Raw genomic sequence first — 14,968 nt, 5'->3', positions numbered from 1 at the left:
GAAGTAGAAGAAACAAGGCTAGTAAATAACCTTTCATTTCTAAGAAACAAAACAATGGCATTACGATTAGGCGATATCGCCCCTGACTTCACCGCAGAAACATCTGAAGGCACAATTAATTTCCATGAGTGGATTGGCGATGGCTGGGCAGTTCTGTTTTCACACCCACGTGACTATACTCCGGTTTGTACTACTGAGCTTGGTGCTGTATCACGCATCAAAGAAGAGTTTGACCGTCGTAACGTGAAAGTGGCCGCTTTGAGCGTAGACCCAATTGATTCACACCACGGCTGGATTCAGGACATCAACGAAACGCAGAATACTACCGTTAACTTCCCGATCATTGCTGACGCAGACCGTAAAGTGTCTGACCTGTATGACATGATTCACCCTAACGCCAGCGATACCTTCACTGTGCGCTCTGTGTTTATTATCGGACCAGACAAGAAAGTGAAATTGATTTTTACTTACCCTGCTTCTACAGGTCGTAATTTCGCTGAGATCATTCGTGTGATTGATTCCTTGCAGTTAACCGCCAACCACAGTGTGGCTACGCCAGCCAACTGGGAAAACGGTCAGGATTGCGTGATTCTGCCTTCTGTAAAGCAAGAAGAAGTAGAAGCCAAATTCCCGAAAGGCCACAGAGTGATCAAGCCTTACCTGCGCCTTACTCCGCAGCCAAATTTAGACTAGTCTTTTCAAGGCATAAAATAGAAAGGGCCCTTCTTTGCAGAAGGGCCCTTTCTATTTTATGCCTTGTTTCTGAAAACCAGCTCTGAAACAAATCTATCTTCTGGTTGGAACAGAGGAGTCTTTGATTTCAATCCCGTGTTTATCGGCTACTTCCTGAAGTTTCTCTTTCGCGATGCGTTGCCCTTTGCGGGTGCTGATCAGTTTCAGGTTCACCTGACATTTAGTGCCGTCACGCATGGCAAATTTAGCCAGGGAGTTGTTCACGGTGATGCCAGTCACATCTTGCAGGTAAATGGCAGTCTTCTTTTTGAAGTGCCCGCGCTTTTCCACTACATAGGCTGGGGTGATTTCCAGGTAAGACTGGTTCCCAAACAAGGAAGTATTCTGCGCCAGTATGAACAGCAGGTACCCGAAAGCCAGAATCAGGAACACATAATGAATGAAGTGGCGGTCGTTGGTGGAAGTGGTGGGCTCCGTGAAAATAAGGAACAAACTGTAGGTCATCCACAGCGCAACCAGTGCCAACTGCACCCCGAAGGAAATTTTGTGGTCACGTGATGGCCGCAACCCAACCCTAGCCAATGATCTCATGCAATAAAGTTATTGGGCAAAGATAGTGAAATTTTGATACTAGCCCTGAAACCATGGCCTTGGATTAGGCACCTTTCAAGGTAGCAGAAAGCGTCATTTCAGGCACAGAAGCCAGTGCTTTGGAAATAGGGCAGCCTTCTTTTGCTTTCTGGGCTAACTCCTGTAGTTCATCATTTGACAGGCCTGGGGCCTCCACCTCAGTGGTTAGATCAATTTTTCTGATGAACGGTCCGTTTTCCTGTCCCAGATGAACTTTAGCCTGGGTTCTTACTGAAGTTGCCTTTTTACCAGCGTTTTCTAAAAGACTGCTTAAAAACATGGAGAAGCAACCAGCATGGGCGGCACCCACCAGTTCCTCTGGGTTTGTGCCGGTGACATCCTCTTCAAAACGGGTTCCGAAGGAGTAGCGGGCGTCTAAGGTGCCACTTTGGGTAGATACGGTTCCTTTGCCGTCTTTCAGGCCGCCTTGCCATACGCCTGTTCCTGTGTTATTTGCCATAGTGTTATGTGTTTGGTTTTGTGTTCTTAGAAATACTGCAATACACTCTATTTGGTTTTTGTAATCTGGAACAAGAGAATACCTGTCAAGATAGCCCGGCAGGCATTCTCCACAGACCGCCCCTGCTGAAGAGACAAGCACAGGCAAGCCCATGTACGCCGAAGGGACATTACATGGGCTTGTCTTTCAAAAGCTATGTCACGGTACAAAATGCGGTATAAGCTCAGAAAATAAGTATCCAGAATAAACCTGAAGTGCTGGCAAACCTTATCTGATGATAATCATGTCAGCATGGGTTATTTAACCTGGCCTCTGATTTCTCCACCAGTGTACATGGTGGTATGCACGTTTGTGTAAATGTTTCCAGCCTCAATCTGTTGTATTAAATAGGCTAAGGTTAATACTTGCCCTGGAATTATCTGCCTCAAAGAGCCATTGGTAATAATCCCTTCTGCAATCACGCCGTTAGCGGTAGGCTCAGCCGTGCTCATTAAGCTAACCAAAACGGGGCCATTTACGCCAGCGGCTCCCAGGTGCAGGTGTTGTCCAACCCGCGGGGAGGTTAAGTTGGCGGCAATTAACTTATAAGATAACTCAGTGCCGTCTTTGCTCAGCTTTAAGATAATTTGTCCGTTCGCATTGCTCATGATGGGCGTGGCAGATACTTCATTTTCCGGGCTAAGGTGCGCAATGTACGTTCTGGACTGCTTTGCATCAGAGCTACTTACTGCTTCAGTAATTTGAGGTTCAACCAGGTCTGTCTCGCAACCGGTTAAGAAAAGAGACATGGCCAATGCTGGGAAAACGTAGAGTAACTTTCTCATAAGTTGATGTAGTTAGTTAGAATGGTTTGTATTCTGTAACAAGGTTAAGTAAACAAGGTTTTGTTAAATTGCTTATTTAATTTTTCATAAAATTTAAGGCGTTTCCTGTTATTGTTCAGTTTCTAAAATAGGCACCCAAAGCCCTGCACGGGTACTCACTAAAAGGAACTTCAAGAAGATTGCTATATTTACTCAACTTCATCCGGAAACATGCAGTGGCGTCAGTCTCTGCTATGTTTCAAGGGGTGTTTCTCACAGGAAAAGGATCTATATGGGTATAAAGGCGTTCTTGAGTAAACCAATGGCCTCTTGGGTGGTTGCCCAACAGCAAAGCTGGATGAATCAGCCCGGGCAAGCGCAACAGCAGGTGTTTGAGTCAATTATCCGGACAGGCACTCATACAGCTTTCGGGAAAGACCATTACTTCAAGGACATTCAGACGCCAAAGGATTTTGCCCAGGCAGTACCTGTGCGTGATTATGAGGCCCTTCGCCCGTACTTTGACCGGCTTAAGAATGGCGAACGCGATGTGGTCTGGCCGGGGCTGCCGCTGTACTTTGCCAAAACCTCAGGTACAACCTCGGGCACCAAGTACATTCCCATCACCACAGATTCTATTTCCAACCATATGAACGGGGCTAAAAACGCTCTGCTCAACTACATTCATGAAACAGGCCGGTCCCAGTTCCTGGACGGGAAATTGATTTTCCTGAGCGGGAGCCCGGTGCTGGAGCAAGTAGCTGGTATAAACACTGGGCGGTTGTCTGGCATTGTGAACCACCACGTGCCGGGGTATCTGCGCACAAACCAATTGCCGAGCTTTACCACCAACTGCATTGAAGACTGGGAAACCAAGCTGGATGCCATTGTGAATGAAACCATTGACCAGCGCATGACGCTTATCTCAGGTATTCCGCCGTGGGTGCAGATGTATTTTGATAAAATCATGTCCCGCACCGGAAAGCAGATCAAAGACATTTTCCCTGACTTTCAATTATTTGTGTACGGTGGCGTGAACTTTGCCCCTTATAAAACTAAGTTGTTTGAAAGCATTGGCCGTAAAATTGATTCCATAGAAACATTTCCGGCTTCAGAAGGCTTCATTGCGTTTCAAAACGAGCAGGACGACCCTGGTTTGCTACTGCTCGCCAACAGCGGTATTTTTTACGAGTTTATTCCCGCCGAGGAGTTTCACCAACCCAACCCACGCCGTCTTACGCTGGCCGAGGTGAAGGCCGGGGTTAATTACGCCCTCATCATCAACAGCAACGCCGGTTTATGGGGCTATTCCATTGGAGACACCGTAAAGTTCACGTCGTTGTTCCCCCACAAACTGGTGGTGAGTGGCCGGTTAAAGCATTTTATTTCCGCCTTTGGTGAACACGTGATAGGCGAGGAGGTGGAAGGTGCCCTGCACGATGCTATGCAGGAGTTTCCTGAAGTGGCGGTAACTGAATTTACCGTGGCTCCCTACGTAGACCAGGGCGAAGGGGCCTCTTACCATGAGTGGCTCATCGCTTTTGACTCGCCGCCGCATGACGCAGAAAGGTTTGCCAAAGTCTTGAACTGGCACTTGCGCAAACGGAACACCTATTATGATGACCTAATCTCGGGCAACATCCTGACTAACCTGAAGGTAACGGCATTGCCCCCCAATGCTTTCCAACAGTACATGAAACGCCAGGGCAAATTGGGTGGCCAGAACAAAGTGCCCCGCCTGAGCAATGACCGCACCCTGGCTGATGGGCTGTTGGAAGTTTTGAAGGCGGTGTAAAAGGTAACAATTGGAAGGTGGGCGGGTTACACTAGAAACAAACTCCTGTTTTTACCTTAATTTTGCAAAACTGCCCTAAAAGGGGATTGATTTTACTACATGAAGAAACGAGTAGCCATTCTCGGCTCCACAGGCTCCATTGGAACGCAGGCGTTGGAAGTGATTCAAGGACAGCCTCAGGCATTTGAAGTGGAGGTGCTCACGGCTCATTCCAACGCTGATCTGTTAATTGCCCAAGCCATTGCCTTTCAACCGAATGCCGTTGTTATTACCAAGGAAGACTTGTACGAGCAGGTGCACGATGCGCTGGAAGTCCATCCTATTAAAGTATATGCGGGCATGAACGCGGTCAATGGCGTGGTGCAGATGGATACCGTGGACATTGTGCTCACGGCTATGGTAGGCTATGCCGGCTTGCAGCCCACTATTAAAGCCATTGAGGCAGGCAAAACCATTGCGTTAGCCAACAAAGAAACCTTGGTGGTGGCAGGGCAGCTGATCACCCAACTGGCCCGGGAAAAAGGCGTGAACATCTATCCGGTAGACTCAGAGCACAGCGCTATTTTCCAGTGCTTGACCGGCGAGTTTCATAACCCTATTGAGAAAATCATTTTAACAGCCTCTGGTGGACCGTTCCGGGGGAAAGACCGGCATTTTCTGCAAACCGTAACCAAAGCCCAAGCATTGAAGCACCCCAACTGGGAGATGGGCGCCAAAATCACCATTGATTCGGCTTCGCTCATGAACAAGGGCCTGGAAGTGATTGAGGCGAAATGGCTGTTCGGGCTGCGGAACGACCAGATTGAAGTAGTGGTGCACCCACAATCTATTGTGCACTCGCTCGTTCAGTTTGAGGACGGTTCTATTAAGGCTCAGATGGGACTGCCAGACATGAAACTGCCCATTCAGTATGCCTTGAACTATCCACACCGCCTTAAATCTGATTACCCACGCTTTAACTTCCTGAATTATCCGCAACTCACTTTTGAGAAACCAGATTTAGAGACATTCCGCAATTTAGGTTTGGCGTTCGAAGCCATGGAAAAAGGCGGAAATGCCCCGTGCGTTCTCAATGCGGCCAACGAAGTAGCGGTAGCTGCGTTCTTACGTGACGAGGTGGGCTTTCTGGAGATGTCTGACCTCATTTCTGACTGTCTCGCTAAAGTTGCGTATATTGCCGAGCCTTCTTTGGATGACTTTGTGCAAACCGATCGCGAGGCACGTCAGATCGCATTAAGCTTGATGCAGGCGTAATCTTTACCCAACACATACGACCAATTGGTAACAGAGGCAGCTCTTGAGATGACCTCTGTTGAGACTTTATAAACATAGTAGATGGAAGCATTAGTAATGGCCGGCCAGTTGATTCTGGGCCTGACCATCTTAGTAGGAATACATGAGTTAGGCCACATGCTCACGGCCAAATGGTTTGGAATGCGCGTAGAGAAATACGCCATCGGGTTTCCGCCCAAACTGGTGAGCAAACAAGTAGGAGAGACCGAGTACATGATTGGCATGATTCCGCTGGGCGGATTTGTGAAGATTTCCGGCATGATTGACGAGTCTCTGGACACCGCCACTTTGAACCAGGAACCAGAGCCCTGGGAGTTCCGGGCCAAACCAGCCTGGCAACGCCTGATTGTGATGATGGGCGGAATCATTTTCAACGTGATCACCGGTATCATCATCTTTGCAGCTCTTACTTACCTGTATGGCGAAAGCTACCTGTTGGCGAAAGATGTGCAATACGGCATTGAAACCAATGAGGTAGGCGAACAAATGGGCCTGCGCGACGGTGACAAGATTGTAGCCGTCAACGGGAAGCCATTGGTGGAGTTCCAGGACGTGTATAGTCCGGATGTTTTGCTAGGGAAGAACGGTTCTTACACTGTAGAGCGTAACGGCCAACAATTGCAGGTGCCCGTACCAACTAACCTGATTGACAAACTAGCCGACGGCGATAAAGTGGGTTTCATCATGGCTCGTGAGCCTTTTGCCGTGGAAGCTGTGAAAGCAAAAAGCCCCGCCTCGGCAGCTGGTCTTCAGCCTGGTGACCGTATTACCCAGGTAGGAAACCAACCCGTTCAGTTTTTCCATGATTTTCAGAAAACCTTGCAGGCCAATAAAGGCAAGGAAATAGCCTTACAGGTAGACCGGGGCGGTAAGCCAGTAACCTTGAAAACCAAAGTAGATGAAGATGGTACCATCGGCTTTTACCCTAAATTGTTGTTGCCCCGCGCCACCCGCGAATACAGTTTGGTAGAAGCAATCCCTGAAGGCGCTGAAAAGGCTTTTTCTGTCATCACTACCAACATCAAAGGCTTCGCGAAGATCTTTAGGGCAGAAGTTTCTCCTTCTAAAGCGTTGAGTGGCCCTATAGGTATTGCGCAGATCTTTGGCGGTAACTTCTCATGGATCAACTTCTGGGCCATTACAGCCATGCTTTCCATGGTGTTGGCTTTCATGAACTTCCTACCCATTCCAGCGCTGGATGGTGGACACGTGATGTTCCTGACTTATGAGATCATCTCAGGCCGTAAACCATCAGACAAGTTCCTGGAGAATGCCCAGAAAGTAGGCATGGTTCTGTTATTGGGCTTAATGGGTTTTGCCATCTTCAATGACTTCTTTAAATTGTTGTTCAACTAGTTACAAAAGCCCGAACGGGTTTGTTGATAAAAATTTGCCAGGAAAGACGCAAGAATATTGCGTCTTTCGCTGTTTATTGGGGAGAAGAGAAAAAACGATGAAAAAGAGAGCAGTTGGCGCCATGCTAGGACTTATACTAGTGCTGTGTATGGGAGTGCCGCAAGGGGCTTGGGCACATGAATTCCATACCAGCATCACAGACGCCAAGTACAACCCGAAAAACCAGACTTATGAACTATCCGTGCGGGTGTTTGCCGATGATCTGGAGGAGGCCTTGAGCCGCCGCCATAAAACCACCATCCGGCTGGACCGGTCTGAGCGGGTAAATAAACTAATGGCCGAGTACCTGCAAACGCACGTAGCCATTTCTGCGGTGAAAGGAACCAAGGCCACTCAGAAATTTATTGGCGCCCAGGAAGAAGCAGATGCTATTTGGCTGTACCTGGAAATTCCGGCCGGAAAAGCTCCTGCAGGGCAGGTGTGGGTACAAAATGCACTACTTACGGAGGTCTTTGCAGACCAGACCAATATCCTGAACCTGGAAGTAGCTGGTAAAAAACGCTCTGTTCTCTGCCGCCCCGGCGAAACGCAGCAGACCATCTCTCTTTGATAGTTGACCCATAAGATTAAATAGAAGGGCTTGTAGGGGTAGGGGAAGCAATTACCATCTATTTTAAAAGTTAAAATGGCCGGGCTGCTTTCTCAATCAGGAAGGAGGGAGTACCTTTGTCTATTGGGGTAGAGTTATGTACCACCCGGTAAGATTTGCCTTGGTAATTTAAAGCCAGGGAGTGGCAAGAAGGAGGTGCAGAGCCGCCGTTTTGTCGCAAAGAATTTGTTAGTAGTGCTGTTTGCCTCTACGGGATGTTGGGAGAAAAAAGCAGGGAGAGGCGCAGGTAAGGTGAGTTTTAAGATTACTATATGAGAAAAAGCTTTCTTTGGGCAGTTGGAATTTTTATGGGTTTAGGCGCCAGCAGCTGTTCTTCTGTGTACATGCCTAACGTTCCCAACACGCCCATGCTTACCTCCAAAGGGGAATTGAGTACCAGCGGACACATCACCTTAAAAGGGAATGCCAGTTTCAACTCCGCTTACGCCGTTACAGACCATGTGGGGGTCCTGTTAAGCGGGGCCATGATGAATAATAACAACAGCAAGAAAGACTTTCGGCACAACCTTTTGGAAGCGGGAGGCGGTTACTTCACCACCTTCGGGCCCAACCAGAACCGGGTTTTGGAAGTGTACGCGGGCATTGGCCATGGCAGCAGCGACCGTACCTACAAAGACAAATCTTCTGAGGGACTTACCACCTATGACCGGCAGGAAACCACCTTCAATAAGTATTTCATGCAGGTGAACTACTCCTCCAAGAAAAAGCGAATGCTGAAACTGTTTGGGAACGAGCATTTCCTGAACTACGGTACTGCCCTCCGGTTAAGCTACCTGAACATGAGTGAGTTCGTCCGGAACGATATCAAGCAGCCAACTGAGGATAATATCTTCTTTGAGCCTATTTTCTATACGCGTATGTCGTTGACGCCTTCCATTCAACTGCAGTACACCAGCGGCAGTAACTTCGGGTTGAAGAACCGCGATTTTATGACCGCCGGTAATTCAGTTTTCAGCATCGGGTTTATTGTGAATGTGGGCGGTAGGAAACTCAAGCAGGACGCACCTAGGCCCGAAGACAGAACTCCGGCCATTCCGCCGCTGCCTAAATGGAATAAGAAAAACAACACCATCAAGTTTTAACAAAAGAGCCATTACTTCTGCAGTAATGGCTCTTTTGTTTTGGAGAGGATTGAGTAAACTTACCCCAAATAAGGCTGATGAAAGGCAGTCTGTTTAGAGCCTGTTTTCAGAAAATGCATACTAAACACAGCCTTATGATTCTCGGTAAGTTGATTAAGTGTTTTTCTAAATGCATAAAAGCGTTGAGGTCTGTTTCTACTGAAACAGACCTCAACGCTTTTATGCATTATGTAGCTGGCTTACCAGTCGCCTACACCGGTAGCTCCTTCTTTGGGTCTGATCAGTTTGAATTCAACTCTGCGGTTCACAGCCCGGTCTTCTAACGTCACCTCGGGTTTAATAGGTTCTGAACTGCCTTTCCCTATAGCATCTATCCGGCCTTGAGCTAAGTTTCCTTTCTGTTCCAGGTACCTTTGGATGGAAACTGCCCGCCATTGTGAGAGTTCGATATTAGCGTTCGGGTCTCCGCTGCTATCAGTGTGGCCTTCAATGCTGAGCCGGACCTGCGGGTGATCTACCAGGAACAGCACAATACGGTCTAGCATGGGTTTCATAGCGTCTTTGATCTCGGCCTTGCCTTCGTCAAACTCCAGGTTTTTGAAGATCAACGGAATGCTGTAATCAATGAGGCTGCTCATTATTTTCATTACCGTGTCTTCCTTCAGGTTGATCTCCTTCTCAATAGAGAAAAAATCCGGACTTTGAATGAGCATCATGTAACGGCTGTTGTCAATGAGGTCAAAGTCAAAGGAGCCGTCTTCGCGCAGGTATTTGGAGGCCACCTCAATGCCATTGTCCAGGTCAATGATGGAGATGATGCCGTTTAGGGGTTTGTTTGTGACAGAATCCATCAGAACGCCGGTAAGTTTAGTTACCGCCAGAGGGTGTGCCTCCATAGGAAGCGGGAACGAGAACAGATCCAGGTTCTTGAGGTCAGTGGGCTCTGAGCGGGCGTAATAGAGGTTGGTGGAGTTGGCGTTGATGGTAAAGTAGTACTCACTTCCCTGGCCGTTCACCAGAGGACCAATGTTGCGGGGTTCCTGCCAGCGACCGTTGATCCGATAGGCCTTGTAGATGTCAAAATCCCCGAAGTTGAGCAACTGGCCGCGTGAACTGAAATACAACACTTGATACAAGGGGTGAAAGTAAGGGCTTACCTCACTTTCCCGGGTATTAATGACAGGACCCATGTTTTGCGCCGGGGCCCACTGCCCATTCTTCTGTTTATAGGTGAAGTAGATATCAGACATACCAAAGCCGCCCAAGCGGTCAGAGGCGAAGTAAAGCGTGTCTTCCTGAGGAGAGAGGGTAGGTTGCGAGTCCCAGGCTTTGCTGTTCACGTTGGCACCCAAATTCTTCAGCTGTCCCCAGGAGCCATCTGCCAGACGGGTAGCGGAGTAAAGGTCACAGTTGCCCAAGCCATCAGGGCTTTCACAGCGGGCGAAGTAAAGGGTTTTGCCGTCGCGGCTGAGGCAGGCAGATCCTTCGTTGTAAATGCTGTTAATGGGTTTGTCAAAGGCCTGACCTTCTTGCCAGAAGCCTCCCTCGTTTCGGGAGAAGTACAGGTCTTCATCGGTGCCTTTGGCTTTTACGCCTTTGCGGCGCGAGGTGTAAATGAACAGGTCTTCGTCTGAGTGCACCGCCGGGCCGTAATCTTCCACTTTGGAATTGATGGCATCGCCCATGTTGGTGTACACGCCGCGCGGAGGCTTGAAGGTGCTCACAGATTTGCGGTACTCCACCAGCTCATAATAGTACTTGAGGGGCACGTAAAGGTCTTTGTTTTTCGCTTCCAGCGAGTCATAATACTGCTGAACTTGCTTTATATCAGTACGATGATGCTTTAATACCAGACGGTAATAGGCAACCGCTTTTTCCCTTTGGTCCATCCGCTCATACAGTTGCCCTAAACGCCAAAGAAGTTTTGTATCTTTATGAAAATTGTCAACTCCAAAGTTGCCCACGTATTCCGCCAAAAGCGGAAGCGCTTTGTCCCAAGCCTTTTTCTTTTCCAGTTTTAGAATAGAGGCGTACTTGGATTTATTGTAGTAATAAGGAACCCGGTTGATGTTGGGGAAGTCCAAGACAACCTCCGCTGTGGGGGCTTTTTTACGCAGTGAGTCAGTAACGGGTCTTTGTTTCAGACGCAGAGGAGACTTGGTTTGTCCTGAGGTGGAGAAACTCAAAGCCAGGGAGAACAGGAAAAGTAGAAGAGATCCAGTACGCAACATATCAGAAAGAGCACCTGAAAAGGATTTTTTCAGAATACAGTACCAAATGTAGTTCTTTCTGGGGTGAAATTTAACCCCTGCATATAGATTTCAGCTCATATATTGGCACAGGACTTGACAAGTATATATCTTCAAGACAAACAACAGAACCGACGGGAGGTTTGCTGTCAAATTGGCACCTCAGAGACACGACGTATGAATTATACCCAAGAGAACTTACTCCAGCAACTCATGTTGTCCGATTTATCTGACGATGGTAATGGCGATATCATCTCCATTATCACCTCAGAACTAGATGACTCAGAAGGTGCTGAAAAAAATACCCCAGATTCCTTGCCCATCTTACCCGTTAGAAACACCGTCCTTTTTCCGGGTGTGGTGATTCCTATTACGGTAAGCCGGAAAAAATCTGTGCGCCTGGTGCGCAAAGCCTATCGTGGCGACAAAACCGTGGGCGTGGTAGCCCAGAAGAATATGACGGCCGAAGATCCGTCGGCCGAGGACATGTATGAGGTGGGAACTCTGGCCAAAATCCTGAAAATGCTGGTGCTGCCAGATGGCAATACCACTATCATTATTCAGGGACAGAGCCGTTTCAAGATAAACGAGGTAACCCAGGAAGAACCATTCATGGTAGCCAAGGTTTCGCATTGCCCAGAGACGTTCCCTAACCAGAAAAGCAAAGAGGTGAAAGCCTTGGTAGAGTCGCTTCAAGAGGCGGCCGCCAAAATCCTGAAGCTAAACCCCGAAATACCGCAGGAGGCCCAAGTGGCGTTGGACAACATTGACAGTCCTTCGTTTCTGACCCATTTTCTGTCTTCTAACATCAATGTGGAAGTGGCCCAGAAGCAGAAGCTATTGGAAATCAATGACGGCGTAGAGCGTGGTACCACCTTGCTGCAACTGATGATGCGCGAGATCCAGATGCTGGAAATTAAGCAGGAAATCCATAGCAAGGTGCATACGGACATTGACGAGCAGCAGCGCGACTATTTCCTGCGCCAGCAGATTAAGGTGTTGCAAGACGAACTGGGCATGGACGGCCCTGAGCAGGAGGTGGAGAAAATGCGTGCCACGGCTGCCAAGAAAAAGTGGCCCGATACCGTTGCCAAACACTTCAACAAGGAATTGGACAAACTCAGCCGCTTAAACCCACAGGCCGCCGAGTACCCTATTTCATTAAACTACTGCGAGTTCTTGCTGGACCTGCCGTGGAGCGAGTTCACCAAAGACAACTTCAACCTGAAGCGCACCAAGAAAATCCTGGACGCTGACCACTACGGTCTGGAGAAGGTGAAGGAGCGCATTCTGGAGTACCTGGCCGTTCTGAAACTGAAGAACGACATGAAGGCTCCTATTCTTTGCTTGTACGGACCTCCTGGCGTTGGTAAAACTTCACTGGGTCGCTCCGTAGCCAAGGCTTTAGGCCGGAAATACGTGCGCATTGCTTTGGGTGGGGTGCGCGACGAAGCTGAGATCAGAGGACACCGCAAAACTTATGTGGGCGCCATGCCGGGCCGTATCATTAGCCAGATCAAGAAAGTAGGTTCTTCTAATCCGGTCATGATCCTGGATGAGGTAGATAAACTGACTTCAGATTTCCGTGGTGATCCCTCTTCCGCTTTGCTAGAAGTGCTGGACCCTGAACAGAACCACACCTTCGCAGATAACTACCTGGAGGTGGAATATGACTTGTCTAAAGTCCTGTTCATTGCCACGGCCAACTCTTTAGATACCATTCACCCTGCCTTGCGCGACCGGATGGAGATCATTGAGGTGACGGGCTATACCATTGAAGAGAAAACCGAGATTGCAAAGCGTCACCTTATTTCCAAGCTGAAGGAAGACCATGGCTTGCAAACCAAGGATGTAGCTTTGTCTACGGCGGCCATCCAGAAAGTGATAGAAGATTACACCCGTGAGTCGGGGGTGCGGAACCTGGAGCGAAAGTTGGGCGCTGTGATTCGGAACATTGCCAAATCCAAAGCCATGGAAGAGGAGTGGCCCGCCAAATTGGAGCCCAAAGACGTGGTCCGCATTCTAGGTCCAGAAACATTTGACAAAGAACTGTACCAGGACAACGAGACCGCCGGCGTGGTAACAGGCTTGGCCTGGACCTCCGTAGGGGGCGACATTCTGTTCATTGAATCGTTGCTGAGCCGTGGAAAAGGCAAGCTGACCTTATCGGGCCAGTTGGGTGATGTAATGAAAGAATCCGCGATTACGGCGGTTTCTTACCTGCGCGCCCGCGCTGATGAACTGGGCATTGACTACCGCCTCTTTGACCAATACGACCTACATATCCACTTCCCCGAAGGGGCAGTGCCGAAAGATGGTCCAAGTGCCGGTATTGCTATCTTTACGTCCATCGCTTCGGTGTTTACCCAACGCAAGGTGCGGTCGCATCTGGCCATGACCGGTGAGATTACACTACGCGGAAAAGTGTTGCCGGTGGGTGGGATCAAAGAGAAGATTCTGGCGGCTAAACGGGCGGGCATCAAAGACGTGATTCTGTGCCAGAAGAACCGCAAAGACGTGAACGAGATTTCAGCGCACTACATTGAGGGGCTGAACATCCATTACGTGGACCGCGTGGACGAAGTGCTGGATTTCGCCTTGCTGCCGGAGAAAGTGACCAAGCCCCTGGATTTACGGGTGCGCGAGGAAGCCATTCCGGCCCGGGTCGAAAGCTGATTTTAGCCTAGTTTTAGAAAAACAATGCAGAAACGCCTTGTCCTTTTGGGTCTTTTGCTGGTAGCCACCGCGCAACTAGCTTCTGCCCAACTGGGAGGGCGTTATGTGTTTCGGTTCCTGGATGTGCCTACCCACGCCCGGGTGGCGGGGCTAGGCGGCGTGAACGTTTCTTCTGGTCTGGAGGATGTGAATGCGGTGACGGCCAATCCGGGGTTGATGCACGGCAAAACCGATAACCACCTGGGCTTAACGTACCTCAACTACTTGGCAGACGTGAGCCAAAACAACCTGAACTACACGTTTGAGAGCAGCCGTTGGGGCCGAAATGCCATTGGCATCCAGTACCTGGATTATGGCACGTTTACTCAAACCAATGATGCCGGGGTGGAGGAGGGCAGTTTCAAAGTGCGGGATTATGCGCTAAACTTGTCGCATGCGGCTACCATCGAGCATTTTACTTTAGGCGCTACCGCGAAGCTGGTCGTTTCCAGCATTGCCGGTGATCAGGCTATTGGCGCCTTGGTAGACATTGGCGGAACCTTCAAGCACCCGGAGCGGGATTTTGTGGTGGGACTCGCCATCAAGAACCTGGGCGTGATGCTAAAACCGTATGATAACGGTGAGCGAGAAGACATGCCGCTGGACATTCAAGTAGGCGCAAGTTACAAGCCTGAGCACGCTCCGTTCCGGTTATCGCTCACGGCGCACCAGCTTCAGCGCTTTGACATTGTGTACCTGGACCCAACTAAACCGGGCACTATAGATGAGAATAACGAAGAGGTAAAAGAGGAAAAGACCTTCGGAGATAAGCTGGCTCGCCATTTTGTAGTGGGCGGCGAATTCATCTTAGGACCGGGTTTTCAGTTGCGGGCTGGCTATAACCACCTCCGCCGGAAAGAACTGGTGGTGGAGAACGTGGGCGGCATGGCCGGAATTTCGTTTGGGGCTTCGGTCAAAATGCACGCGTTTCGGTTTGAGTACACGTACGCCAAGTACCACGTAGCCGGTGCCAGCAATTACCTCACCCTCAACACAGATTTGAACCGGTTTCTGAAAAAGAAGCTGGATTGAGAATGTGGAGATTGGACAACGTGGTAATTTGAAGATAGAAAAGGACAAGCTGTTTAAACCTGATTTCGGGAAAAGAAGCTGTAAATCCTTTAAACCGATATTGGAGTTCTCACCAACCACTTGCTGCCTGAAACGTTAAGGCAGGTGAGCGCCTGAACAGATTAGTGTAAATGAAAAAGCTGGTGTTTCA

Annotated in this window: 13 protein-coding genes; 8 read left to right on the top strand and 5 right to left on the bottom strand. The window is 49.1% G+C overall.

The window, feature by feature from the left end:
• Window positions 1-54 precede the first annotated feature (54 nt).
• Window positions 55-693: a peroxiredoxin gene (locus tag DC20_RS02990; RefSeq protein WP_062542472.1), complete on the top strand. Its 639-nt coding sequence runs from the start codon at window positions 55-57 to the stop codon at window positions 691-693.
• Between the two features lie 93 nt (window positions 694-786).
• Here DC20_RS02990 and DC20_RS02985 read toward each other — a convergent pair whose 3' ends face one another.
• The 3 genes from DC20_RS02985 to DC20_RS02975 form a co-directional block, all read right to left on the bottom strand.
• The gene (locus DC20_RS02985; RefSeq protein ID WP_062542471.1) at window positions 787-1,284 is read right to left on the bottom strand and encodes a hypothetical protein; all 498 of its coding nucleotides are present in this window, start codon (window positions 1,282-1,284) and stop codon (window positions 787-789) included.
• A 64-nt stretch (window positions 1,285-1,348) separates the two neighbouring features.
• Window positions 1,349-1,783 (bottom strand): OsmC family peroxiredoxin, encoded by a 435-nt coding sequence (locus DC20_RS02980; protein WP_062542470.1) that lies wholly within the window; start codon window positions 1,781-1,783, stop codon window positions 1,349-1,351.
• A gap of 296 nt (window positions 1,784-2,079) precedes the next feature.
• Entirely contained in the window at window positions 2,080-2,607 is a 528-nt protein-coding gene (locus DC20_RS02975; RefSeq protein ID WP_083470227.1) for a CHRD domain-containing protein, read from the bottom strand.
• A gap of 271 nt (window positions 2,608-2,878) precedes the next feature.
• Here DC20_RS02975 and DC20_RS02970 point away from each other — a divergent pair, with 271 nt between their 5' ends.
• The 4 genes from DC20_RS02970 to DC20_RS02955 all read left to right on the top strand — a co-directional run bounded on the left by DC20_RS02970 (window position 2,879) and on the right by DC20_RS02955 (window position 7,640).
• Window positions 2,879-4,381, top strand: coding sequence for a GH3 auxin-responsive promoter family protein (locus tag DC20_RS02970; RefSeq protein WP_062542468.1), 1,503 nt, complete (start codon window positions 2,879-2,881; stop codon window positions 4,379-4,381).
• 99 nt (window positions 4,382-4,480) lie between these two features.
• Window positions 4,481-5,635, top strand: coding sequence for a 1-deoxy-D-xylulose-5-phosphate reductoisomerase (locus tag DC20_RS02965; RefSeq protein ID WP_062542467.1), 1,155 nt, complete (start codon window positions 4,481-4,483; stop codon window positions 5,633-5,635).
• 81 nt (window positions 5,636-5,716) lie between these two features.
• Window positions 5,717-7,030, top strand: a complete 1,314-nt coding sequence (rseP, locus tag DC20_RS02960) for an RIP metalloprotease RseP (protein WP_062542466.1) — start codon at window positions 5,717-5,719, stop codon at window positions 7,028-7,030.
• 97 nt (window positions 7,031-7,127) lie between these two features.
• Window positions 7,128-7,640, top strand: coding sequence for a DUF6702 family protein (locus DC20_RS02955; protein ID WP_062542465.1), 513 nt, complete (start codon window positions 7,128-7,130; stop codon window positions 7,638-7,640).
• Window positions 7,641-7,710: 70 nt separating this feature from the next.
• Here the strand turns inward: DC20_RS02955 and DC20_RS23040 are convergent, their stop codons facing one another.
• A complete protein-coding gene (locus DC20_RS23040) occupies window positions 7,711-7,860 on the bottom strand; it encodes a hypothetical protein (protein WP_169788150.1) in 150 nt (49 codons plus the stop codon).
• A 91-nt stretch (window positions 7,861-7,951) separates the two neighbouring features.
• Between DC20_RS23040 and DC20_RS02950 the strand changes: the two genes are divergently transcribed.
• Window positions 7,952-8,782 carry a hypothetical protein gene (locus tag DC20_RS02950; RefSeq protein WP_218918730.1) on the top strand — a complete coding sequence of 277 codons (831 nt, stop codon included), beginning with the start codon at window positions 7,952-7,954 and terminating at the stop codon, window positions 8,780-8,782.
• A 239-nt stretch (window positions 8,783-9,021) separates the two neighbouring features.
• Here the strand turns inward: DC20_RS02950 and DC20_RS02945 are convergent, their stop codons facing one another.
• Window positions 9,022-11,013, bottom strand: coding sequence for an OmpA family protein (locus DC20_RS02945; RefSeq protein WP_083470226.1), 1,992 nt, complete (start codon window positions 11,011-11,013; stop codon window positions 9,022-9,024).
• Window positions 11,014-11,208: 195 nt separating this feature from the next.
• Between DC20_RS02945 and lon the strand changes: the two genes are divergently transcribed.
• The gene (gene lon / locus DC20_RS02940; protein ID WP_062542464.1) at window positions 11,209-13,707 is read left to right on the top strand and encodes an endopeptidase La; all 2,499 of its coding nucleotides are present in this window, start codon (window positions 11,209-11,211) and stop codon (window positions 13,705-13,707) included.
• A 24-nt stretch (window positions 13,708-13,731) separates the two neighbouring features.
• Window positions 13,732-14,778, top strand: coding sequence for a type IX secretion system protein PorQ (gene porQ / locus DC20_RS02935; protein ID WP_062542463.1), 1,047 nt, complete (start codon window positions 13,732-13,734; stop codon window positions 14,776-14,778).
• Window positions 14,779-14,968 lie beyond the last annotated feature (190 nt).

It is taken from the genome of Rufibacter tibetensis (genome assembly GCF_001310085.1).
Lineage (GTDB): Bacteria > Bacteroidota > Bacteroidia > Cytophagales > Hymenobacteraceae > Nibribacter > Nibribacter tibetensis.
This window is presented reverse-complemented; position numbering and strand designations above follow the sequence as displayed.